Source organism: Microvirga sp. P4_A5 (genome assembly GCF_056402495.1).
This window is the reverse complement of sequence record NZ_JBFUHH010000074.1, coordinates 1-22,455: the sequence shown is the minus strand read 5'-3', so window position 1 is coordinate 22,455 and position 22,455 is coordinate 1. Positions and strand designations below refer to the sequence as shown.

The 22,455-nt window shown below is 64.4% G+C and carries 20 protein-coding genes; 11 read left to right on the top strand and 9 right to left on the bottom strand.

All coding sequences use genetic code 11. The annotated features are described in order from the left end of the window. The first annotated feature begins 483 nt into the window (after positions 1-483). The 7 genes from AC1DVM_RS16910 to AC1DVM_RS16880 all read left to right on the top strand — a co-directional run bounded on the left by AC1DVM_RS16910 (position 484) and on the right by AC1DVM_RS16880 (position 10,558). Positions 484-2,253 (top strand): type I secretion system permease/ATPase, encoded by a 1,770-nt coding sequence (locus tag AC1DVM_RS16910; RefSeq protein ID WP_477256191.1) that lies wholly within the window; start codon positions 484-486, stop codon positions 2,251-2,253. After that, positions 2,253-3,572 carry an HlyD family type I secretion periplasmic adaptor subunit gene (locus AC1DVM_RS16905; RefSeq protein WP_477256189.1) on the top strand — a complete coding sequence of 440 codons (1,320 nt, stop codon included), beginning with the start codon at positions 2,253-2,255 and terminating at the stop codon, positions 3,570-3,572. Before AC1DVM_RS16910 ends, AC1DVM_RS16905 begins: the two co-directional genes overlap by 1 nt. A 339-nt stretch (positions 3,573-3,911) precedes the next feature. Continuing rightward, a complete protein-coding gene (gene otsB / locus AC1DVM_RS16900) occupies positions 3,912-4,664 on the top strand; it encodes a trehalose-phosphatase (protein ID WP_477256187.1) in 753 nt (250 codons plus the stop codon). 4 nt (positions 4,665-4,668) lie between these two features. Further along, positions 4,669-6,477, top strand: coding sequence for a glycoside hydrolase family 15 protein (locus AC1DVM_RS16895; protein WP_477256185.1), 1,809 nt, complete (start codon positions 4,669-4,671; stop codon positions 6,475-6,477). 40 nt (positions 6,478-6,517) lie between these two features. Further along, positions 6,518-7,516 (top strand): glucokinase, encoded by a 999-nt coding sequence (locus AC1DVM_RS16890; RefSeq protein ID WP_477256183.1) that lies wholly within the window; start codon positions 6,518-6,520, stop codon positions 7,514-7,516. A gap of 50 nt (positions 7,517-7,566) precedes the next feature. Continuing rightward, a complete protein-coding gene (locus tag AC1DVM_RS16885) occupies positions 7,567-8,682 on the top strand; it encodes a succinylglutamate desuccinylase/aspartoacylase family protein (RefSeq protein WP_477256182.1) in 1,116 nt (371 codons plus the stop codon). Between the two features lie 292 nt (positions 8,683-8,974). Further along, positions 8,975-10,558, top strand: coding sequence for a peptide chain release factor 3 (locus tag AC1DVM_RS16880; protein WP_477256180.1), 1,584 nt, complete (start codon positions 8,975-8,977; stop codon positions 10,556-10,558). A gap of 9 nt (positions 10,559-10,567) precedes the next feature. Here the strand turns inward: AC1DVM_RS16880 and AC1DVM_RS16875 are convergent, their stop codons facing one another. From AC1DVM_RS16875 to AC1DVM_RS16850, 6 genes are all read right to left on the bottom strand, one after another. Further along, entirely contained in the window at positions 10,568-10,912 is a 345-nt protein-coding gene (locus AC1DVM_RS16875) for a DUF3088 domain-containing protein (RefSeq protein WP_477256178.1), read from the bottom strand. Positions 10,913-10,935: 23 nt separating this feature from the next. Next, positions 10,936-11,838, bottom strand: a complete 903-nt coding sequence (locus AC1DVM_RS16870) for a sugar kinase (RefSeq protein WP_477256176.1) — start codon at positions 11,836-11,838, stop codon at positions 10,936-10,938. Positions 11,839-11,923: 85 nt separating this feature from the next. After that, the gene (locus AC1DVM_RS16865; RefSeq protein WP_477256174.1) at positions 11,924-12,718 is read right to left on the bottom strand and encodes a bestrophin-like domain; all 795 of its coding nucleotides are present in this window, start codon (positions 12,716-12,718) and stop codon (positions 11,924-11,926) included. A gap of 21 nt (positions 12,719-12,739) precedes the next feature. Then, positions 12,740-13,642: an N-acetylglucosamine kinase gene (locus tag AC1DVM_RS16860; RefSeq protein ID WP_477256173.1), complete on the bottom strand. Its 903-nt coding sequence runs from the start codon at positions 13,640-13,642 to the stop codon at positions 12,740-12,742. A 34-nt stretch (positions 13,643-13,676) separates the two neighbouring features. After that, positions 13,677-14,579: an N-acetylmuramic acid 6-phosphate etherase gene (locus AC1DVM_RS16855; RefSeq protein ID WP_477256171.1), complete on the bottom strand. Its 903-nt coding sequence runs from the start codon at positions 14,577-14,579 to the stop codon at positions 13,677-13,679. 85 nt (positions 14,580-14,664) lie between these two features. Further along, positions 14,665-15,684 (bottom strand): serine hydrolase domain-containing protein, encoded by a 1,020-nt coding sequence (locus AC1DVM_RS16850; protein ID WP_477256193.1) that lies wholly within the window; start codon positions 15,682-15,684, stop codon positions 14,665-14,667. A 147-nt stretch (positions 15,685-15,831) separates the two neighbouring features. Here AC1DVM_RS16850 and AC1DVM_RS16845 point away from each other — a divergent pair, with 147 nt between their 5' ends. From AC1DVM_RS16845 to AC1DVM_RS16830, 4 genes are all read left to right on the top strand, one after another. After that, positions 15,832-17,331 carry an ABC transporter substrate-binding protein gene (locus AC1DVM_RS16845; protein ID WP_477256169.1) on the top strand — a complete coding sequence of 500 codons (1,500 nt, stop codon included), beginning with the start codon at positions 15,832-15,834 and terminating at the stop codon, positions 17,329-17,331. Between the two features lie 66 nt (positions 17,332-17,397). Beyond that, the gene (locus AC1DVM_RS16840; protein WP_477256168.1) at positions 17,398-18,345 is read left to right on the top strand and encodes an ABC transporter permease; all 948 of its coding nucleotides are present in this window, start codon (positions 17,398-17,400) and stop codon (positions 18,343-18,345) included. Then, complete coding sequence (locus AC1DVM_RS16835) at positions 18,345-19,175, top strand: ABC transporter permease (protein ID WP_477256166.1); 831 nt, start codon at positions 18,345-18,347, stop codon at positions 19,173-19,175. Before AC1DVM_RS16840 ends, AC1DVM_RS16835 begins: the two co-directional genes overlap by 1 nt. Then, positions 19,172-19,627 carry an N-acetyltransferase family protein gene (locus tag AC1DVM_RS16830; RefSeq protein ID WP_477256164.1) on the top strand — a complete coding sequence of 152 codons (456 nt, stop codon included), beginning with the start codon at positions 19,172-19,174 and terminating at the stop codon, positions 19,625-19,627. The genes AC1DVM_RS16835 and AC1DVM_RS16830 overlap by 4 nt, the downstream gene beginning before the upstream one ends. On the opposite strand, the gene nagA is transcribed toward AC1DVM_RS16830, so the two are convergent. The 3 genes from nagA to AC1DVM_RS16815 all read right to left on the bottom strand — a co-directional run. Then, on the bottom strand, positions 19,624-20,757 hold the full coding sequence (gene nagA, locus AC1DVM_RS16825; RefSeq protein WP_477256162.1) for an N-acetylglucosamine-6-phosphate deacetylase: 1,134 nt from the start codon (positions 20,755-20,757) through the stop codon (positions 19,624-19,626). The genes AC1DVM_RS16830 and nagA overlap by 4 nt on opposite strands. Further along, entirely contained in the window at positions 20,757-21,800 is a 1,044-nt protein-coding gene (locus tag AC1DVM_RS16820) for an SIS domain-containing protein (RefSeq protein WP_477256160.1), read from the bottom strand. Before AC1DVM_RS16820 ends, nagA begins: the two co-directional genes overlap by 1 nt. 1 nt (position 21,801) lies before the next feature. After that, on the bottom strand, positions 21,802-22,455 hold a 654-nt coding region (locus tag AC1DVM_RS16815), incomplete at its 5' end, for a GntR family transcriptional regulator (RefSeq protein WP_477256159.1).

Below are 22,455 nucleotides of genomic sequence, written 5' to 3'. Positions count from 1 at the left end.
GTGCCTGTGGAACGGGCGGTATTTTTTCAAAGCCTCAAGATTGCCACGAATGACCACGAGGTTCCGCCGCGAACGAGCAGCATTTCGGCTCGATCACTTCCCGAGGTTTTCCGGAAATGGTTGGCGCTCCCCGCGCCCGAATTTCCATGAACCATATCGATTGTATTGCATTGTTATACTGGTACGATTTGCGCTATAATTTCCCCCTCCGAACGGGCTGGAACATATGGTCGCGGATTCTTTTCGTTGACAGAGTTACATAGAATACGGTTACAAAAGACATGGCGTAACGTAAACCTCAGGGGCCTTCCAGCCCTGGCGGGCGAGCGAAACGCTCAACGAAACGATATCCTCGCCCTAAGCCTAATCACTTTGAGGCCGTCACAAGGCGGCTCACTTCAGGTATGATGTCCGCATCCTGCCTGATTTACCGCAACTGAGACCGCGCGGCGTCGGCTGACGGCCCGCCATGGGATAGAAAAGATGAAGCAGGCAGCGAGAAGCCGCAGGCAAGAGAGTTCCGAAGTTTTCGACGCCTTGAAGGTGTGCCTTCCGTCATTCGGCGGCGTGGCGATTTTTTCGGCGGTCGTGAATATCCTGGCCCTGACCGGGTCGATCTACATGCTCCAGCTTTACGACCGCGTGTTGTCGAGCCGCAGCATCTCGACGCTGATCGGCCTGTCGTTGATCGTGCTGGCGGCCTACCTGCTCCAGGGCGGGCTTGACGCACTGCGCGGCAAGATGCTGGCCCGCATCGGCGCCCGCTTCGACGAGATCCTGTCCCGCCGCGTGTTCGATCTCGTCGCCGCGATGCCCCTCAAGGGCGCCAAATCGTCCGAAAGCCTGCAGCCGATCCGCGATCTCGACCAGGTCCGCGGGTTCCTGTCGAGCCTCGGCCCGACAGCCATGTTCGACATGCCCTTCATGCCGATCTTCTTCATTGGCTGTTTCATCATCCACCCGTGGCTCGGCTGGATGTCGGTCATCGGCGGCATCGTCATCATCCTGCTGACGCTCTACACGGACGCCAAGAGCAAGAAGCCTGCCTACGAGCTCGCCAAGAGCGGCGCCGAACGCCAGATGATGGCCGAGAGCAGCCGCCGCAACGCGGAAGTCATCCGGGCGCTGGGCATGACGAACTTCCTCGGCATCCGCTACGCCAAGGTCCACACCAAGCACGTGGACGCCGCGCTGGCGTCGAGCGAATCTACCTCGGGCATCAGCGCCTTCGCCAAGGTGTTCCGAATGGTGCTGCAATCGGGCATCCTCGGGCTTGCGGCCTATCTGGTGATCCAGGGCGAGGTTTCGGGCGGCTCGATGATCGCCGCCTCCATCATGATGTCGCGCGCTCTGGCGCCCATCGAAATCGCGGTGGCGAACTGGAAGGGCTTCACGGCCGCGCGTCAGGGCTACCATCGCCTCGAGCACATCCTGTCGGTGGTTCCCGCCCAGGAGCAGCGCATGCCGCTGCCGGCTCCCAAGCAGCGCATCGTTCTCGAAGACATCTATGTGGGCGCTCCCGGCGGCCAGCAGGCCATCGTCCAGGCGGCGGGCCTCGAGCTTCGGGCCGGCCAGGGCCTCGGCCTCATCGGCCCCAGCGCCTCAGGCAAGTCGACGCTCGCCCGTGCGATCGTGGGCGTCTGGCCGACGCTGCGTGGCGAGATCCGCCTCGACGGCGCCGCCATCGAGCAATGGGAATCCGACGATCTCGGACGCCATATCGGCTACCTGCCGCAGGACGTGGAATTGTTCGACGGCACGGTGGCGGAGAACATCTCGCGCTTCCAGCACGAGCCTTCGCCGGAATCGATCCTGAAGGCCGCGCAGACAGCCGGCGCCCATGAGCTCATCCTGTCGCTTGCCGACGGTTATGACACCCATATCGGCGAGGGCGGTGCTTCGCTGTCGGGCGGTCAGCGCCAGCGCGTGGCCCTCGCTCGGGCTCTCTACGGCGACCCCTTCCTGGTCGTTCTCGACGAACCGAATGCCAGCCTCGACGGCGCGGGCGACGAGGCCCTCAACGGCGCCATTCTGGCGGTCCGGCAGCGCGGCGGCATCGTGATCGTCATCACGCATCGTCCCGCCGCCCTCGGCAACGTGGATCTCGTCGGCATCATGGAAGAGGGCCGCATCAAGGCTCTCGGCCCCCGCGACGAAGTTCTCCAGTCGGTCATGAAACGCAACACCACGCCGGCCGCAGCACCCGCTGCGCCGCGGGCAGCGCCGGGCTCGTCCCTGCGGGAGGTCGGATAATGTTGATCCAGCAAGCGCCTAAGAAGTCCAAGCATCAGGCGGCCATTCGCCGGGCGACCATCGCGGGCATCTCCATGATCGCGCTGTTCGGCGGCACCATCGGCCTCTGGGCCGGCACCGCGACCCTGTCCGGCGCCGTCATGGCGGGCGGCCAGTTCGTGGTCGATAGCAGCATCAAGAAGGTCCAGCACGGAACCGGCGGGATCGTCGGCGAGCTGAACGTTCGCGAAGGCCAGCGGGTCGCCGAGGGCGAGCTTCTCGTGCGTCTCGATGAGACCGTGACACGGGCCAACCTCCAGGTTGTGTCGAAGCAGCTCGACGAGTTCATTTCCCGTCAGGCCCGCCTCGAGGCGGAGCGCGACGGCGCCAAGGAAGTTCCCACGCCACCGGAATTCGCCAACCGCATGAACGAGCCGGCCATCGCCAAGATGATGAGCTCGGAGCGTATCCTGTTCGAGGCGCGGCGTGGCGCGCGCGACGCTCAGAAGGATCAGCTGCGGAAGCGGATTTCGCAGTCTCAGGACGAAATTTCAGGGCTGCGCGCCCAGCAGGCGTCGAAAGCCCGTGAAGCGACGTTCATCGCCGAGGAGCTCAAGGGCGTTCGTGAATTGTATGAGAAGAACCTCGTGCAGCTTCCGCGACTCAATGCGCTCGAACGCGACGGCGCCAGCATCGAAGGCCAGCGCGGGCAGCTTATCGCAGCTGTCGCGCAAGCCGAGGGCCGCATCGCCGAAACGTCGTTCCAGATGATCCAGGTGGACGAGCAGATGCGCGCCGAAGCCCTTCAGGAGCTTCGCGAGATGCAGGGCAAGATAGCCGAATATACGGAGCGCAAGATCGCCGCCGAAGACCAGCTGAAGCGCACGGACATCCGCTCGCCCAGCACCGGCTTCGTGCATCAGCTCAATGTGCACACCGTCGGCGGTGTCATCTCGCCGGCCGAGCCGGTGATGTTCATTGTGCCGTCGAATGACGAACTCGATCTCGAAGCCCGTGTCCAGCCCTCCGACATCGATCAGGTCGCCGTCGGGCAGAAGGCGACGGTGCGGGTCCATGCATCGCATGCCCGCTCGATCCCCGAGTTGCACGGCGCCGTGTCGCGCATTTCGGCGGACGTCACCAACGACCAGCGCACCGGCGCGTCCTATTACACGATCCGCGTCGCGTTGCCGGCCGATGAGATCAAGCGCCTCGGCCACCTGAAGCTGATTGCCGGCATGCAGGCGGAAGTGTTCGTTCAGGTGAATGAACGCACGCCGTTCGAGTATTTCAGCAAGCCGCTGATGGAGCAGGTCGCCCGCGCATTCCGCGAGCACTGAGCCTGGTTTGAATCCGAATCCGCAGCGCGCCAGCAAGCGCGCTGCGGATTTTTTTATGGCCGGTTCGAAGCCGGGTCTTACCGGTCTTCGTCGGTGCAGGCCTATCGATTCGCGAAGAAAATCTAGCCGATCCRCTCCGTTCAAGGCAGGCTTTCCGCGTGTGGCTGCCATTGAGCGCTGCCACGCCCGCTCGGGCGACAGGCCCGGACGGCGCGAACTTCAAATCCCCCGAAACCGAGACGAAGTCGGCGTTTCGCCGTTGCAACCGTGGCTTCGCGCCATAGATACGTGGCAAAGCAGAACGATGCTGCGACGTAGACCGAAGGTTTGGAGACAGGATTGCCCTACGACGCCGACGACCAATGGGCCCTTTTCCTGGATTTCGACGGAACGCTGGTGGACATCGTCGAACGGCCGAGTGACGTGCGGGTTGCGCCAGACCTGCCGGACGCCCTGACTCGCCTGCAGCAAAAGCTTGGCGGCGCTCTCGCGATCATCAGCGGCCGGCCCATCGCCTTCCTGGACGAGCAGCTCGGATCAGCGCGCTTCGACAGCGCGGGACTGCACGGGCTCGAACACCGGATCGGCAGCGATCTCTATCTTTGCCAGGCCGAGGACCATCCGGCGTTGCGCCCGGTCGTTGAACGATTGCATGAAATCATTCGGGACAAGCCGGGTCTTCTCATCGAGGACAAAGGCTGTTCGGTGGCGCTGCACTGGAGACAGGCCGCGCACGAGAAGGAATTTTGCATCGCGACGGCRCATGCGGCGCTTGAAAGCCTGGGGTCGGAGTATCGCGTCCAGTTCGGCAAGGCGGTGGCCGAAATTCTGCCCTCCGCGGCGGGCAAGGGGAAAATCATCGAGTCGTTCCTGCACGAGCCGCCGTATCTCGGCCGCCGCCCGGTCTTTATCGGCGACGATCTGACGGACGAGAATGGCTTCAAGGCGGTCAATGCCCAGGGGGGAATCTCGGTCCGCATCGGCGCGGGGGACACCATCGCCCAGCAGCGGGTCGGAACGCCGGCCGAATTGCGGCATTCACTCCTCGCATGGGCCAATGGCGGCCCCCTTCCTTTCGAACGGAATATCTGACCTCATGAGCTCCCTCGACCTTGCCGTCATCGGCAATTGCATGATTTCCGCCCTGGTGGACCGCCGGGCCCAGATCGTATGGAGTTGCTTTCCGCGGTTCGACGGCGATCCGGTCTTCTCCGCGCTTCTCGACAGTCCCGAGGGCCGATCCGATGAACAGCAGCGCGGCGTTTTCGCCATCGACATGATCGGGATGCAGACCTGCGAACAGGCCTATCTCGAAAACACCGCGGTGCTGATTTCGACCATGACCGACTCGTTCGGCAACATTCTCGAGATCGCCGATTTCGCACCACGCTTCAAACATTTCGACCGGACCTTCAGACCGCCGCAGCTCATCCGGCGCGTCCGCGCCGTCAAGGGGCGACCGCGCATTCGCGTGCGGGTTCGGCCGCACTTCTCCTGGGGCGAGCAACAGCCTTCGATCACCCGCGGCAGCAGCCATATGCGCTATGTCGGACCGCATCATTCCCTGCGACTGACGACCGACGCGCCCATCACCTATGTGGCGCAGGAACGCCCCTTCGTGGTCGATCGGCCCCTGTCGTTCTTCTTCGGCGAAGACGAGCCGCTTCGCTCCGATGCGGATTCGACCGCGCGCGAATTCCTCGACCAGACGGTCGATTTCTGGCGCGACTGGGTGCGCTCGCTGTCCATTCCCTTCGAGTGGCAGGAGGCGGTGATCCGAGCCGCCATCACGTTGAAACTGTGCAACTTTGAGGAGACTGGCGCGATCGTCGCGGCGCTCACCACCTCGGTGCCGGAAGCGCCTCACACGCAGCGCAATTGGGATTACCGGTTCTGCTGGCTGCGCGATGCCTATTTCGTCATTCAGGCGCTGAACCGGCTCGGCACGACGCGTACGATGGAGGAATACCTCACCTACATCACCAACATCGTCGACGAGGCCGATGCGGATCCCGACCAGAAGGACATGCCGCCGCTCTTCAGCATTACCCGCTCGCCGGATCTGGAAGAGCGGCAGGCTGAGGCACTTGCCGGGTATCGGGGCATGGGACCCGTGCGCGTCGGCAACGCGGCCTATACCCAGATCCAGAACGACGCCTATGGCAGCATCGTGCTCGCCTCAACCCACGCATTCCTCGACCGGCGGATGATCCGTCCGGGAAATGAACAACTGTTCGAGCATCTCGAGACCCTCGGTCGGCGCGCCATCGAGGTGTTCGACCAGCCGGATGCGGGCCCGTGGGAATTGCGCACCAAGGCGGCGGTGCACACTTTTCCGAGCGTCATGTGCTGGGCGGCCTGCGACCGTCTCGACAAGATCGCCCGCGCCATGAACCGGCCCGACCGGGCCGAGTTCTGGCGTTCTCAAGCCGACATGATGCATGCGGTGATCGATGAGCGGGCCTACAACGCGAAGACGGGCACGTTCGTGTCGTCGTTCGGCGGCGAGGATCTCGACGCCACGCTTCTCCTGCTGGCCGAAATCGATTTCGTGTCCCCCGACGACCCACGCTTCGTCGCAACGGTGGACGCGGTCGGACTGAAGCTCCGGCGGGGCGATCTCCTGCTGCGCTACGACGTGGAGGACGATTTCGGCTTGATGCACACGGCCTTCATGATCTGCGGCTTCTGGTACGTGGACGCCCTCAACGCCATCGGACGCAAGGAGGAGGCACGGGAATTGTTCGAGCGGATCCTGAAGTTGCGCAATTCGTTCGGGTTGTTTTCCGAGGACGCGGACTTCACGACCGGCGAGTTATGGGGCAATTTCCCGCAGACATACTCGATGGTCGGGCTCATCAATTCCGCGGTGCGCCTGAGCCGAAGCTGGGAGGACGCGTTCTGATCTCCCGGACGGCCAAAGGCAGGAAGGTCGAAGAAGGCTGATGTACGCGTTTCCTGTTTTGCTCGGGGATATCGGCGGCACCAACGCCCGCTTCGCCGTGCTGCCCGGCCCCGGCGAGCCGATCCGCTTTCTGCCGCGAACCTTGACGGCACGAACCCCCGACCCGCTCGCTGCCATCGGCCGCGCCCTCGAAGGCTATGACGGGGCCGCGCCCCGTTCAGCCATGATTGCGGTGGCGACACGAGTCGACGGGCCGGTCATCCGCCTGACCAACGCCCATTGGACCATCGACGCGGAGGCGATCGGCCGAGGGCTCGGCCTTGAGCGCGTGACGCTCGTCAACGATTACACGCCGGTCGCCGCCTCCGTGACGGTTCTCGATGCGGCGAGCGGCGATCTCGCGCCGCTCGGCGAGGCGCGTCTGGCGAGGGCCGGCACGCGGGTCGTGCTGGGTCCCGGAACGGGCTTTGGCGCCGCCGCCTTGGTGCCGGTCGGCGAACAGCTTGCCATTCTGGCAACCGAAGCCGGTCACGTGGAATTCGGGCCGGTGACCGAGCGGGAGATGGAGCTGTGGCCCCACCTGGAACGGGTCGGCGGACGGGTGACGGCGGAAGTCGTCCTCTCCGGTCCCGGCCTTTTCCGGCTGGCCCGCGCGCTTTGTGCCTGTCAGGCCATCGCCTGTCCGTTTTCGGTTCCCAACGACATTCTCACCGCGGCGCGGGACGGAGATGCGCTGGCCTGCGAAACGCTCGACGTCTTCGCCTCGTGGCTCGGGCGGTTCGCCGGCGATCTCGCGCTGACCTTCGAGGCATCGGGCGGCGTCTTCATCGCCGGGGGGATCGCGCCCCGGATGGTGGATATCCTCGACAAGGGAGGCTTCCGGGAGGCCTTCGACCGCAAGGCGCCCCATGATGCTTGGGCGCGGACCGTCCCGGCCTTCGTGATCGTCAATCCCGAGCCCGCCTTGCACGGGCTGGCTGCGCTGGTGACGCATCCGGACCGATTCGTGTTCGGCTCGCACGGATGGACGCGGCCTTAAGCCCCGGCGGCGGGCTTGAGTCGCACATCGCGACATCGTATTGCCGGCGCATGAGAACAGAACAGATCACCCTGTCGCCGTTGGCGCCCGGCGCCAACCTGTCATTGACGGTTCATCGCTTCGGCAAGGAAGGCGCGCGTCCCCGCGCCTACGTGCAGGCCGCGCTCCATGCCGATGAGATCCCCGGAATGATCGTGGCGCATCATTTGCGCGAGCAGCTGAAGGCGCTGGAGGCCGAAGGGCGGATCGAGGGCGAGATCGTGCTCGTGCCCTCCGCCAATCCCATCGGCCTTGCGCAGAAGGTCCTGGGAGAGCCCGTCGGCAGGTTCGATCTGTCGAACGGCATGAATTTCAACCGCGGATACCCCAACGTCATTGGCGACGTGGGAAACCGCGTCGAGGGTTCGCTGACCGGCGAGGCGGACAGCAATGTGCGGTTGATCCGCGACGCGCTCCTGACCGAGCTTTCAGCCTGGAAAACCCGCAATGCCGCCGAGGTGCTCAAGAAAACGCTCCTCGAACTGGCGATCGACGCCGATTACGTGCTCGACATGCACTGCGATTCCGAGGCCGTCGTGCATCTCTACACGCATACGCTCTCGTCGGACGAACTCGCGCCGCTCGCAGCCCTGCTGGGCTCCCGGGCCGTGCTCGTGGCGGAGATCTCGGGAGATGACCCGTTCGACGAGGCCTGCAGCCGTCCCTGGGCGGAACTCGCCGGGCGATTCCCGGATTATCCGATCCCCATGGCGTGCCACGCCACCACCCTGGAATTTCGGGGCGAGATGGATGTGACGGACGAGCTCGCCGCTTCGGACGCCGCAGCCTTGATTGCCTTCCTGACCCTGCGCGAGGTGATTGGCGGACCGGCGCCCCACATTCCCGATGCGCGGTGCGAGGCGACCCCCCTGGCGGGCTCCGAGCCGGTGATCGCGCCTGCTTCCGGCATGGTGATCTTCCGCAAGGCCGTGGGCGACGACATCCGGGCCGGCGAAGTGGTGGCCGATATTGTCGATCCGCTGACGGGCGACGCGCACCCGGCTGTTTCCGCGACCGACGGGATCATGTTCGCGCGGATCCTTCTCCGCTTTGCCAGCACCGGCCAGCGCATCGCCAAGGTGGCGGGCAGGACGAGCACCCGCACGGGCAATCTTCTGGGCGCCTGAGGCCCAAAAAGAAAGGCCGCCTCGAGCGGGCGGCCTTTCCATTGTCGGGTCCGCGGTCCGGTGGACCGCCCCTTTTCGTGCGTTACGCACCGATCTCGGCAGAGGCCAGGATCAAGGTCGCGGAAACCGGGGACCGCAGGGTAAGACAATGAGACACTTGATCACCTCCTTTTCGTTGTTGACGGGGAAGTCCAATATGGGTTGAAACCCCATATAACGTAAAGGGCCGCCGCTGCGACGTGTTGCCCTGACCCAGAGTCGGGCTCAGCATAGCCCGGAGAACAGACCGCACATGACCGATCTTCCGGCCCCCGTGGGCCGCCGCCGCACCTTTGCGATCATCTCGCACCCCGACGCGGGCAAGACCACGCTGACCGAAAAGCTGCTGCTCTTCGGCGGAGCGATCCAGCTCGCCGGCGAGGTGAAGGCCAAGAAGAACCGTGTCTCGACCCGCTCGGACTGGATGGGAATCGAACGCGACCGCGGGATTTCCGTCGTCACCTCGGTGATGACGTTCGAATACGGCGATTGCGTCTTCAATCTTCTCGACACGCCGGGCCACGAAGACTTCTCGGAAGATACCTACCGCACGCTCACGGCGGTGGATTCCGCCATCATGGTGATCGACGCCGCGAAGGGCATCGAGGCGCGCACGCGCAAGCTCTTCGAAGTTTGCCGCATGCGCGACATCCCGATCGTCACCTTCATCAACAAGATGGATCGCGAGGCACGCAGCCCCTTCGACCTTCTCGACGAGATCGAGAAGACCCTCGCGCTCGACACGGCGCCCGTCACATGGCCGATCAGCCAGGGCCGCTCATTCGCCGGTACCTACGACCTGCGCCGCGACCTCGTGCGACGGATCGACACCGACGAGGAGCCGATGAAGGTGTCAGGTCCGCTCGATCCGGCCGTTGCGGCTTTGCTGCCGCCCGAGGAGCGTGACGCCTGGCAGGACGAGATCTCGCTGGCGCAGGAAGCCTGCAAGCCCTTCGATCTCGAAGCGTTCCGCGAAGGCCATCTGACGCCCGTCTTCTTCGGCAGCGCGCTGCGCAATTTCGGCGTGCGCGATCTCATCGACGCCATGGCGGCCTACGCGCCGCCGCCGCGAGGCCAGGAATCGGACAAGCGGCTGGTCGAGGCGGGCGAGTCAAAAATGACCGGCTTCGTGTTCAAGATCCAGGCCAACATGGATCCAAACCACCGCGACCGCATCGCCTTCATGCGCATCTGCTCGGGTAAACTGTCGCGCGGCATGAAGGCGAAGCTGGTGCGAACCGGCAAGCCCATGAGCCTCAACGCGCCGCAATTCTTCTTCGCGCAGGATCGCGCGATCGCCGACGAGGCGTGGGCCGGGGATGTGGTGGGCCTGCCGAACCACGGCACGTTGCGCATCGGCGACACGCTGACGGAGGGCGAGGAACTCGTCTTCCGTGGGGTGCCGAGCTTCGCACCCGAAATCATGCGCCGCATCAAGCTGCAGGATGCCATGAAAGCCAAGAAGCTTCGCGAGGCCCTGCAGCAAATGGCCGAGGAAGGCGTGGTGCAGCTCTTCGTGCCGCAGGACGGCTCCGGCGCCATCGTCGGCGTCGTCGGAGCGCTCCAGCTCGATGTGCTGAAGGAGCGATTGATGGGCGAATACAGTCTGCCCATCGATTACGAGCCCACGCGCTTCACCATCTGTCGCTGGATCGAATCGGACAACCGCGTGGAACTCGACAAATTCATCGATTCCCACCTGTCGTCCATGGCGCGGGATCTCGATGGAGCCCCGGTCTTCATGGCCGCCAACAATTTCAATCTTCAATACGAGATGGATCGCGCAAAGGGCATCACCTTCTCGGACGTCAAGGACTACCAGAAGAAGGCTGCGTGATCGCGCGTCCTAGGGATGGGGCTCCGGGAAACCGTGACGCAGGCTCAACGCCCGCAGGATCTCATGCTTGTCCGAGATGAATCGGCGCTCGCCGTGAACGCGTGTGGCGAGACCGTCGGCAGCATCGTCGGAGAGAACGAGCAGCGGCAGGGATTGGTGCTCTTCGCCCACCATCGCGACGACCTCCTTGCGCGGTCGCGGAAACGCCACGCGCCTGATTTCGATCGTGCTGCCCAGATCCGGAAACGACGCGAGAACGCCTTCGATCAGCGCGCAATGCGCACAATAGAAAAGCTGGTCGGGAAACGCCGAATCGGTGAAGCCTGGGGTCAGGAGAAAAAGCGTGTCGCGCATGGTGTTTCTCTGCTTTTCGTTAATCAGGCCGCCAGCTTGCGCTCGCCGAAACGTTGCTGCGCCTCACTGATGTCGTGAATCGTCGGAAGGCTCGCTTCGTTGCCGAGATGTTGAATCGCATGCGCGGAGGCTGCGCGCGCGAACAGGAAGTGCTGGCGCCACGGAAGATCCGGGTTCGCCATTGCCGAATACACATAGGCGCCGTGGAAAATATCGCCGGCGCCATTGGTATCGATCACCGCGGCGGACGGCACAGCGAGTGCCGGCATGACACTTTCGGTCCCGGCCTCGTCGTACCAGATCAACCCGCGCTCGCCCAATGTGACGCCGCCGATCTTGCAGCCGCGGCCCTTGAGATAGGCGAGCATCTCGGTCGGGCTGAGGCTCATCTGCTCGCACAGCCGTTCGGCCACGATGGCCACATCGATGAATTCCAGCAGTTCGTGGGTGTTGGAGCGCAACCCACCGCCATCGAGAGACGTCAGGATGCCGGCCTCCCGGCATATCCGCGCATAATGCATCGCGGCATCGGCCTGGTGCCCGTCGAGGTGCAGGGCGCGGCATCCGGCGATATTCAGCGGCGGCACGGGATGGAGGTAATGATCGTCGCGGCAGCGCACGATCGCACGCTTTCCCCCATGCGGCATGATGAACGAAAGGGAGGATTCCTTCACTTTGCGATGATGGACCGAGATGCCGTATTTCGCCGCCATGTCGATGAACATCCGTCCGAGCCAATCGTCAGCGATCGAGGTGAGGAGATCCGGCGGGATGCCCAGCTTGGCGCAGGCAAATGCCGCCGTTACGGCATTTCCGCCAAACGAAATGGCGTAATCGCGCGCGACGGTCTTGTCGTCGCCCGTGGGGATCTCATCCGCCAGGAATGTCACGTCGATATAGGTTTGGCCGACAAAGAGAGCTTGCATCACTGATATTCGATCTAATGGAGCGAGGGAGCAGGCGAAGTGTGGAGCAAGAACGGCCCCCTGCGCAAGCCCGGCTCATATGTCCTTAGGGCGTCTTTGGCACGGCAGCCATCATCTCAAGCGCTTCCGTTATCGGTTCGGCCGAATAGCGCAACGGTCCGTCGAAGGGCCGCTCACGGATGGCCACGAGCCCCAGGGTGACGACGACCGCCAGGGAGAAAATCGCCAGCGCCGCGAGCTGCGCTTTCGGTTTTTCGAGATGCACGATGCCGATGGCGATCTGGGTGATGAAGGCGAGGCACAGGACCGCGGTCCATTTCGTGCGGTCGGTCCGGTCGCTGCTCGTGGCAAGGCGATCATGACGGGAACTTCGAAGCTTTAGGACTATGTCGAGCAGCGCTCCCTGCGCCGCCGCGCCGGCCTCCACCCCGATACGCGGGTCGGATACTTCCGCCAACAGCGTGTTCAACTCCTGCCCGGCTTTCGATGAACTCTCCTGGGCCTCCATGAGCGGCCATTCATCGTCGACCAGGGTGCGCGCATAAGACATGGCGGCTGAGCGGATGTCGGACATGTCCAGGATGGTGGCGGTGCTGATTGCATGAATCGCCAGAAGGCCGTCGCGTTCGGCCAGAACCGCGCGGTTCGCGAGGCGATTTCGGTCCCACACGTCGTTGGCGAGAAAGCCTGTGAGCAGCGCGAACAGGAGGGCGACGGCGCCGAAGAAGGGCGGCACGACGCCACTGAGCGTCCCGGTTCTCAGGCCCATCGTCTTGCTGAAAGCGAGCCAGTGGATGCAGAAGACGGAGAGCGCGAAGGCCAGCGCCAGCGCGGCGAAAACGCCCCAGACGGGGAGGTCGAGCCAGCGGTCGAAGATCATCTCCGGTTCCTCCAACGACACCTACCGCACGCGCGATGCCAGCCGGCCGGCCGTCAGGGCCGCATCCACATCGCTATTGATGACCTCCACGGGCGCTAAAAGCTCCCGGCGGAATGACTCGCCGATTGCCGGATGAATACGAAACGCGCCGCCGACGAGCGCCACCGGCCGCGGTGCAAGCCGCTTGAACAGCGCGTTGGCGAGGCGCGCGAGTTCCGATCCGGCGGCGCGAAGGATCCCCTTGGCGGTCACATCGCCCTTTTCGGCGGCTTCCCCCACAGCACGGGCGAGTTCTCCGATCTTGCCGCGGTCTCCGCCATACACGAAGGCCCGCACCACGTTCCAGTCGGTGCCGCCGACGGCGGCCGCCATGCAGGTGCCGAGGATCGTCGACCAGCCCCCGCCGGGGTTTTCCTCTTCGGCGCGCAGGATGACTTTCAGCGCCTCGCGGGCAATCCAGAAACCGGAGCCGCCATCATCGATGAGATTACCGCGCCCGCCGACCCGGATCACATCCTTCTCGGCGGACAGGTAATAGCCGATGGAGCCGGTGCCGCTATAGATCAGGATGCCTTCGCCGAGCGCGAAATAGGACAGGTAGGCGATCCACATATCCTCGGCGACGAAGACCTTCGCGGGCGGAAGATTGAACGCGGCGGCCAGCAGCGCGCGCATGGTTGCCTCCGCCGGCGTGTCCCGGGTGAGGCCCGTGATGCCGGCCACGATTCCGACGGGCCGGCCCGAGGGCAGCGCGGCCTTGGCGATGTCGCCGACGATCTGTCTGGCGCGATCCTCGGCCGCGACGGAGAACAGGTGCCCGGTCAGCGGCTCGACGCTTCCTTGGGCGACGCATTCGCCGCTTTCTTCCACCAATCTCCAGCGTGTCGCCGTTCCGCCCGCGTCGATGCCCAGTCCCAGCGTCATCGTGCGTCATGTCTCCCTCAGCGGCGTCAGGTCGCTATGATGGGGACCCGGCTTTCGTCGAGAAGTGTGACAGGGCTTCGCGCAAATTGCCATCGCTGCGCAGCAGGGCTTCGTGGGCATCGGCGGCTTTGATGCCGAGTGCGATCATGGAGGCCACCTTCATGTCGCCATCCGCCTGCCGGAGCGCATCGATGGCCGTGGCGTCGTCGCAGCCGGTGATTTGCGACACCATAATTTCGCTGCGCCGGCGAAGCTTCGCGTTGGTGGCGCGCATATGCACCATCAGCCCGCCATAGACCCGGCCGAGCCGAACCATGATGAGGGTCGACATCAGGTTGAGGATCACCTTCTGGGCCGTGCCGGCCTTCATGCGGGTCGAACCTGCGACGACTTCCGCGCCTGTCTCTGCGAGGATCGGGTGCGAGCACGCGGCGAGAATCGGCGCATCCGCGTTGTTGGAGATCCCGATGGTCTGCGCCCCGCGGGCGCGCGCCTCCTCGAGAGCAGCGATAGTGAAGGGCGTACGCCCGCTCGCCGCGACCCCGATCACCACGTCGTTGGATCCAACCTGCGAATCGCGGATGCCCGCGATCCCCTGCTCGACGGAATCCTCGGCGTTTTCGACCGCCTTCAGCAACGCCCCCTCGCCACCTGCGATCAGGTAGACGAGCTTGTCGTCCGGCCAGTTGAAGGTCGGGGGCAGTTCGGTCCCATCCTGCACGCCGATCCGACCCGACGTGCCGGCCCCCACATAGACGAGGCGCCCGCCGCGTCGGAGACGCGTCACCGCTTCTTCAGCCGCCGCAGCGATTGCGGGAAGCGCCGGCCCGACGGCCGCGACGGCGCTGAGTTGGCCCTCATAAAAGGCCTGCAGAATGTCGAGGCTGGGCCAGGCATCGAGGTCCTGGAAGCGGGGGCTGGCATTTTCGGTGGTCATGAGGCGATCTTCCTTGCAGACCAATATAGGTCCAGTCGCAGGCTCGGGCAATCTCGCAGAGTCTGGGACAACGCGGTTTACGGTGTCAGGCGACGCGGTCGAAACCGGCGACGACCTGCTCGCCGGTCGCTTGCCTGAGTGCGAGAATCCCGGTGTCGCGATGGCGGGTCGGATGAACGCGGTTGGTGAGCAGCGACCACGCGACACCGCGCTCGAAATCCACCCACAGGCCTGTGCCGGTAAACCCGGTATGGCCGATGGTGGAATCGGAACACGCATCGCCCCCGTGCCACCCGTCATGGCGGCATTCCCAGCCCACGCTGCGGTTCGTATGTTCGCGATGGCGAATGGCGCCGATGGAGGCGGACCCGAGTCCCGAGCCGTCGAGTAGCCCTTGCGCGAAGTCGAGGACCCCCGTGATGGTGCCGAACAAGCCCGCATGCCCGGACGCGCCGCCCAGCGCGAAGGCGTTCTCGTCATGAACCTCGCCGCGGATCACGCGGCCGCGCCAGCTGCAGCGCTCGGTCGCGGCGCAGTGGTTTGCATCGGGCCGGAATGTCAGGCCGGCCGGCAGCTTCGCGTCGATCAGCGCGCTCCCGGACAGGCGTTCCAACGCGATGCCTAGGAGGATGAAGTTGATGTCCGAATAGACCGGTGGGCCAGGTTGCCATACGCGTTGAAGCACGAAGGCACGCAGGGTCTGCGGATCCTGACCGTACGTATAGAGAGGCTCGACGGCCGGCAGATGCGTATGGTGGGCGAGGCATTGACGGAAGGTGAGGCCACGCTCGGCGGCATTCAGGTCGTATTGGCGCAGGTCCGGCATGACCTTGATCAGCGGATCGTCGAGGGCGATGCGGCCGGCTTCCACGTGGCGCAGAATGCTCGTGGTGGTGAAAATCACCTTGGTGAGGGAAGCAAGATCGAACCATGTGTCGGGCGTGAGCGGGACCCTTTCGGGTTCGATCTGCGCGAAGCCGGTGCACCGCGAGGATCGTTCCCCCTGCGCGGTAACAAGTCCGAGTAGCGCCCCCGGAATGCGCGCTTCCGCGACGGCCGCGCGGGCGGGTTCGAAGGCGTACTCAATCAGGTTTTCGAGGTGCATCATCTCTGCTGTCGGGTGCGACGCCACAGGAACGGCGCGACCATACCATAAGCGACCAATGCGTCCAGAGTGGTATGATATTGGACCATGACAGGTCTGCGGCGATGGCTTATAATTCGACCCGCGACTTTCCAGGGAGAACAACGAATGAACAGGTCGGCACTTCGCTGCGCCATCGGCGCCGGTTTCCTCATGACGGCCATGGCCTCGGCCTCCGCCCAGGTTCTCGAGATCGGAGCCGATCTGAGCCCGACGGGCCTCGATCCGCATCTCATCACGGCCTTTCCGAGCTTCATGATCGTGAACGGCAATATCTACGAGGGCCTGACGGCGATCGACAAGGACCTGAAGGTGACGCCGGGCCTCGCGGAGTCCTGGACCGTATCGCCCGATGGCAAGACCTACACGTTCAAGCTGCGCTCGGGTGTGAAGTTCCACGACGGCTCCCCGATGGAGGCCGAAGACGTGGTGTCGTCCATCAAGCGCGTGCAGAGCAAGGAGATCGCGTCTCCGCTGGCGAGCCGGCTCGCGAGTGTCGAGAGCGCCAAGGCGGTCGATCCGCAGACCGTCGAACTGACCTTGAAGGAGCCATCGGCGCCGCTGCTGGCCTCGATCGCCACCATCGCGATCGTGCCAAGCGCGGTCGAGACAGACAAGGATGCACTGCAGAAACAGCCGATCGGCACCGGACCCTTCAAGTTCACCGAGTGGCAGCCGAACGGCTTCGTCATGCTGTCGCGCAACGATGCCTATTGGGAGAAGGGCCTGCCGAAGCTCGCCGGGCTCAAGTTCAACATCGTGCCGGAATCGGCGACCCGCCAGGTCGGCCTCGTGAACGGTCAATACGCGATGCTGCCCAACATCGATGCGGCAACCGCCCTGCAGCTCAAGGGCAAACCGGGCGTGAAGCTCGCCGAAACCCTGGAACTCGCCTACACGCTCGTCGGCATGAACGTGTCGAAGGCCCCCTTCGACAACCCGAAGGTGCGTGAGGCCCTCAACTATGCGCTGAACCGCAAGGAGATCGTCGACGCAGCCTTGTTCGGGGCCGGCGTTCCCGGCGGACCGTTGTCGCCGGCGCTGAAATCCTGGGCGCTCGACGTGAAGGAATATCCCTGCTACGCCACCGACCCCGCAAAGGCACAGGCGCTCTTGAAGGAAGCGGGCGTGACGATGCCGGTTGCCGTCACCATGAACGTTCTGCCGCGTCAGGACATCAAGGACGTGGCGCAGGTCGTGCAGGAGCAGCTCAACAAGGCCGGGTTCAAGGTCGAGTTGAAGAACCAGGAGCAGGGCCAGTTCATTCAGGATTGGCGCAACAGCAATTTCGACCTGTTCGCGTCGATCAATGCGGGCAGCCCCGATCCGGATGAATATTTCTTCCGGACGTTCCGCACCGGCGGATCCACGAACGTGTTCAAATACTCGGATGCGGAGATCGACGGGCTGCTCGACAGCGCCCGCACGATGCAGGACCAGGCGACCCGAAAGACCGCTTACGACAAGGTACAGAAGAAACTTGCGTGCTCGGGTCCGGTCGCTCACCTGACCTACGGCACGCTATTCTCGGCCATGCGCGACAAGATGCAGGGCTTCGACATCATGTCCAACCGATCCCTGGTGAACCTCAAGAACGCCACGTACTGATCACGCACAGAATTCGGCGCGTCGAAACCGGCGCGCCGAAGCTCCTTGGATAACGAACGAAACTTCATGGATCGCGTCCTTCTCACACGCCTGTTCGATCTCGTCGTCGTGCTGTTCGGCGTGTCGGTCATCGTCTTTCTGATGATCCGGCTGATCCCGGGGGACGCGGTGGCGATCATGCTCGGGGCCAACACCGAGATCACGCCCGAACGCATGGCCGAGCTCAACCGCCGCGTTGGTCTCGACCGCCCTGTGATCGAGCAGTATCTCGTGTGGGCCGGCGCCGCCTTGCGCGGGGATTTCGGCACTTCGCTGTGGACCGGCCGACCGGTCGCCGGCGAAATCCTCACTCACCTCTGGCCGACCCTGGAGCTGACGTTTCTCGCATTGCTTATCGGCGCGGTCCTTTCGGTCCCCGTCGGCTGTCTCATGGCGCAGACCCGCGGTGGCGCGGCGGATGTGGCGATGCGCGTCGGCGCCATCGCGGGGCTCACGATCCCATCCTTCTGGCTCGGCATCGTGATGATCATCGTGCTTGCCAGCATCGCACCCGGCTTCGCGTCGCTGGGCTATGTGCCGTTCTCCGAAGATCCCCTCGGCAACCTCCAGCGGATGCTGTTGCCTTCCATCGCGCTGGCGCTCCCCATTCTCGCGAACCTCTCGCGCCTCGTGCGATCCGCGATGCTCGACGCCTTGGGTCAGGATTATGTACGGACCGCGCGCGCCAAGGGACTGAGCGAGCGGCGCGTTGTCTACAAGCACGCCCTCCGCAACGCGCTCATCCCGTTTCTCACGAGCGTCGGCATCATGACCGGCTACCTGCTCGGCGGCGCCATCGTGGTCGAACAGGTCTTTGCCATCCCCGGGCTAGGCCGCCTCATCCTCGGCGCCATCGCGGAGCGGAATTACCCGCTCATTCAGGCGACGATCCTGGTCGTGACGGCTGGCTTCGTCCTGGTGAATTTCCTCGTCGACATGCTCTACATGCTGGTCGATCCGCGCGTGAGAGCCTGATGATCTGGTCGCGTCTTCGCCGAAACAAGCTTTTGACATTCGCGCTCGTTCTCGTGGCCATCCAGTTGATCCTCGCGGTTGGCGCACCATGGATCGCGCCCTACGATCCGATGGCGCAGAGCGTCGCGCGCCGTCTCCGGGGTCCGACAATGCTCAACTGGCTGGGGACCGACCAGTTGGGACGGGATGTGCTGACGCGCATCCTCTACGGCTACCGCACATCGCTCATCGCCTGCGTGATCGCCGTCGGCGTCGCGCTCTTCGCCGGCGGCACACTCGGTCTTGTGTCGGCGTATTATCGCGGCTGGCTTGACCGGATCGTCATGCGGTTGATGGACGTGCTCTTCGCGTTTCCCGTCATGCTGCTGGCGATCGGCATCATCGCCGTCCTCGGGCCGCACACCTACAGCGCGGCCGCGGCGATTGCCGTCGTCTATACGCCCATCTTCGCGCGATTGCTGCGGGGCCCGGCGCTCGTCCTGTGCGAGAGCGAATATGTGGCGGGCGCCAAAGCCATCGGAGCGTCCGATGCCCGCATCATCTTCATGCACATCCTGCCGAATCTCGCCTCCGTGATCCTCGTGCAGACGAGCCTGCTTCTGTCCGCAGCCATTCTCGTCGAGGCGTCCTTGTCCTTCCTCGGTCTCGGCACCCAGCCGCCGACGCCCTCCTTGGGGTTGATGCTGTCGGAGGGGCGAAATTTTCTCCTGCTGTCACCGTGGAGCGCGATCTTCGCCGGGTTCGGTATCCTCTTCCTGTCGTTCGGCTTCAACCTTCTGGGCGACGCCTTGCGCGATACGCTCGACCCGCGCCTGCGGGGACAATCGTGAACCTCAGGCCGGCCCGTGCCGCCGATGTGGCGGATCTGGCTCTTGTCGCGCAGCGATCATACCAATCGGCCTTCGTCGATATCCTTGAGAATGAGACGCTGGAGAGCCGCGACGCGGCGTTCTTCGATGAGCGTTTTGCGGGAAGCGTGGAATCGCTCACCATGGCCGAGGATGGTGGCAAGGCCATCGGCTTCCTGCTCCTGACGGAGCGCCATATCGACATGCTTTTTGTCGATCCCGCCTTCGCCGGAAAAGGTGTCGGCGCTCTACTTCTCGCGCATGCCGAGCGTATGGGCGCGAGGAGCCTCGAATGCTTTCGCGACAATCATGCGGCGCGTCGTTTCTACGAGCGCCACGGTTGGCAACTCGCGCAGAGCTATGACCGGGATTTCGCGGGGCGAAGCCGGAGCTTCGTGTCCTACGTCAAAGGCGAAAGCGAAAGGGCAGCCTAGTCGGAGCTGCCGTCGATCCAGGTGCGTTGCACCGCGATCTTTTCGTCCAGCAGCACGAGATCCGCGCGGTAGCCGGGCGCGATGCGGCCGAGTTCGTGATCGAGCTTCAGGAACGCGGCGGGATGGAGCGAGGCCATGCGCAGCGCGTCCGGCAGCGAAACGCCCAACCGGCTTACCGCATTGCGAACGGCGCTTGCCATGTCGAGGTCGGAGCCTGCCAACGTTCCATCGGCGGTGGTGAGCCGCCCGTCCCGGCGAAAGATCGCGCGGCCATGAAGATCGAATCCCTTCAGGTCGGTGCCGGTCACCGACATCGCATCGGTCACCAGCATGATGCGTTCCGTGCCTTTCGCCGCGATGGCGATCCGCGAGGCTGCATCGGAGACGTGATGCCCATCGACGATGATGCCACACCAGGTGCCGTTGCTGTCGAGCGCGGCGCCGACGACGGAGGGCTCGCGGCCGGCCAGTGGCGGCATGGCGTTGAACAGATGCGTGAAGCCTCGCAATCCGCGGCCGCACGCTTCCATGACGGTGGCGTAGTCCCCGGCCGTATGCCCGGCGCAGACGAGAGCGCCGGAGGCGGTGAGACGCTCGATCACGGATGGGCCGGTCATCTCGGGCGCCAGCGTGACGATGGTCCGGCCGGCCTCAAGCGATGTGAGGATGTCGATATCCTCGTCTTCGATCGGGCGGATATAGGCCGCGTTGTGGACGCCCTTCCGTTCGGGATTGATGAAGGGCCCTTCCACATGGATGCCGAGAACGCCCGGCACCCCGGCCGCCATCGCATCCCGCATGGCCGACATGGCCTGCGCCATGTGCTCGCGCGTGTCGGTGATGAAGGTGGGCAGCAGCCCCGTCGTGCCATAGGCGCGATGCGCCGACGCGATGGTTCTGATTGCGTCGAGCGTTCTCACGTCGTTGAACATGACCCCGCCGCCGCCATTCACCTGCGTGTCGATGAAGCCCGGGGCCAGCAGCCCCTCGACGGCGTGGCGCCTCATGCCCGCGCCCAGATCCTTCTCGAAGAGAATTCCAGCGATGCGCGTTCCCTCGATGACGACCGCGCGTCCTTCGAGGATATGCGTGCCGTCGAAAACACGGGCGCCGGTGAGGGCGAAGCTCATCACACCGTCTCCGTGACTTTCAGCAGGCGCGGAGGATTGTCGGGGTTGCGGCCTCGCGCATGCGCGATGGCGTTCACCAGCGGATAGAAGCTCTGGATCATCGCGATCGGGGCCAGCACCGGATGGATGTCCTCGGGAGCCGCCAGCATGATGGTCGCCGGGCCTTCGGCCGCGCCTGCCACCACCACCGGGATGTCGTGGCTGTTCAACCGGGTTATGAGATCGTTGACGCCGCTCAGGGTCTCGTCGCGCTGGCTGAGAACGAGGATCGGAAAGCGCTCGCCCGCGAGCGTCCACGGGCCATGCATCAGTTCCGCCGAACTCATCGCCTCCGCGTGGATGCCCGAGGTCTCCTTCAGCTTGAGCGCCGCTTCCTGCGCCACTGCGAACCCGACGCCGCGCCCGACCACGAAGAGGTTGTCGACACCGGCCAACAACGGCAATGAAGCGGACCAATCCGTCGCCGCGGCCTTCTCGAGCACCTCGGGCAACCGGTCCAACGCCGCCAGCAGGTCGCGGTCTTCCGACCAATGGGCGACGAGTTGCAGGCCGGCGGCCAGYGCAGCGATAAAGGACTTTGTGGCGGCGACGCTCTTCTCGGGTCCGGCGTGGAGCGGCAGCACGACCTCGCAGGTGGAGGCAAGGGGGGACGTCGTGTCATTGACCAACGCCACGGTCAGCGCGCCGTCGTCGCGGCCTGCTTGCGCAAGGTGCAGGATGTCGGGGCTTCGGCCCGATTGCGACACGGCGAGGAACAGCGCATCGCGCATCCGCGGTCGCGCGTCATAAACCGACGTCACGGAGGGTCCGACCGATGCGGTGACAACACCGGAATGGATCTCCAGGAGGTATTTGACGAATGTCGCGGCATTGTCCGACGAGCCGCGCGCGCATGTCACCGCGAAAGGCGGCGGAACTGCGCGCAACCGCGCCCCGAGATCGCGGCAAAGCGGTGCATTGGCGGCGAGGAGGCGCGCGACCACTTGCGGCGCCTCGCGGGTCTCACGCAGCATGGCGGTGTTTGCGGGGTCGAAATTCGTCATTTCAAGTGGCATCCGTCGCGGTTCGGTCGCTTTGGCCGATAGTCAGTTCGGCCACGAAATCATAGGCATCGCCCCGATAATAGGACGAGGTGAACTCCACGGCTTCGCCCGTGGCCGTGAAGGAGCGGCGCTCGATGTACAAGGCGGGGCTGTTCGCCGGCACTTTCAAGAGCGCCGCCTGCTCCTCTGTCAGCAGCACCGCGTGAAGCCGCTGCAACGCCCGGCTCGGCAGCACGCCCTGATCCTGAAGCACCGAATACAGCGATTGTTTGACCAGCGACGGATCGGGCAGGAAACGGCTGGGAACGACCGCGTGTTCGATCGCCATCGGCACTCCGTCGGCGAGGCGCAGTCGGTTCACGCGGCTCACCAGATCGCCGGGCGACAGGCCGAGTGCCATCAATTCGTTGGGTGAGGCCTGGCCGATCGAGCGGCTCAAAAGGACCGCCGAGGAGGGCAGACCGCGCGCCGACATATCGTCGGTAAAGCTCGAAAGGCGGGACAGCGGCTGTTCGATGCGTGTCTGGGGCGCAACGAATGTGCCCGAGCCCCAGCGTTGGACCAACACACCCTTCTTGACGAGGCCGTTGATGGCCTTTCGAACGGTGACGCGCGACACGCCGAGTTGCTTGGCGAGGTCCCGCTCCCCGGGAAG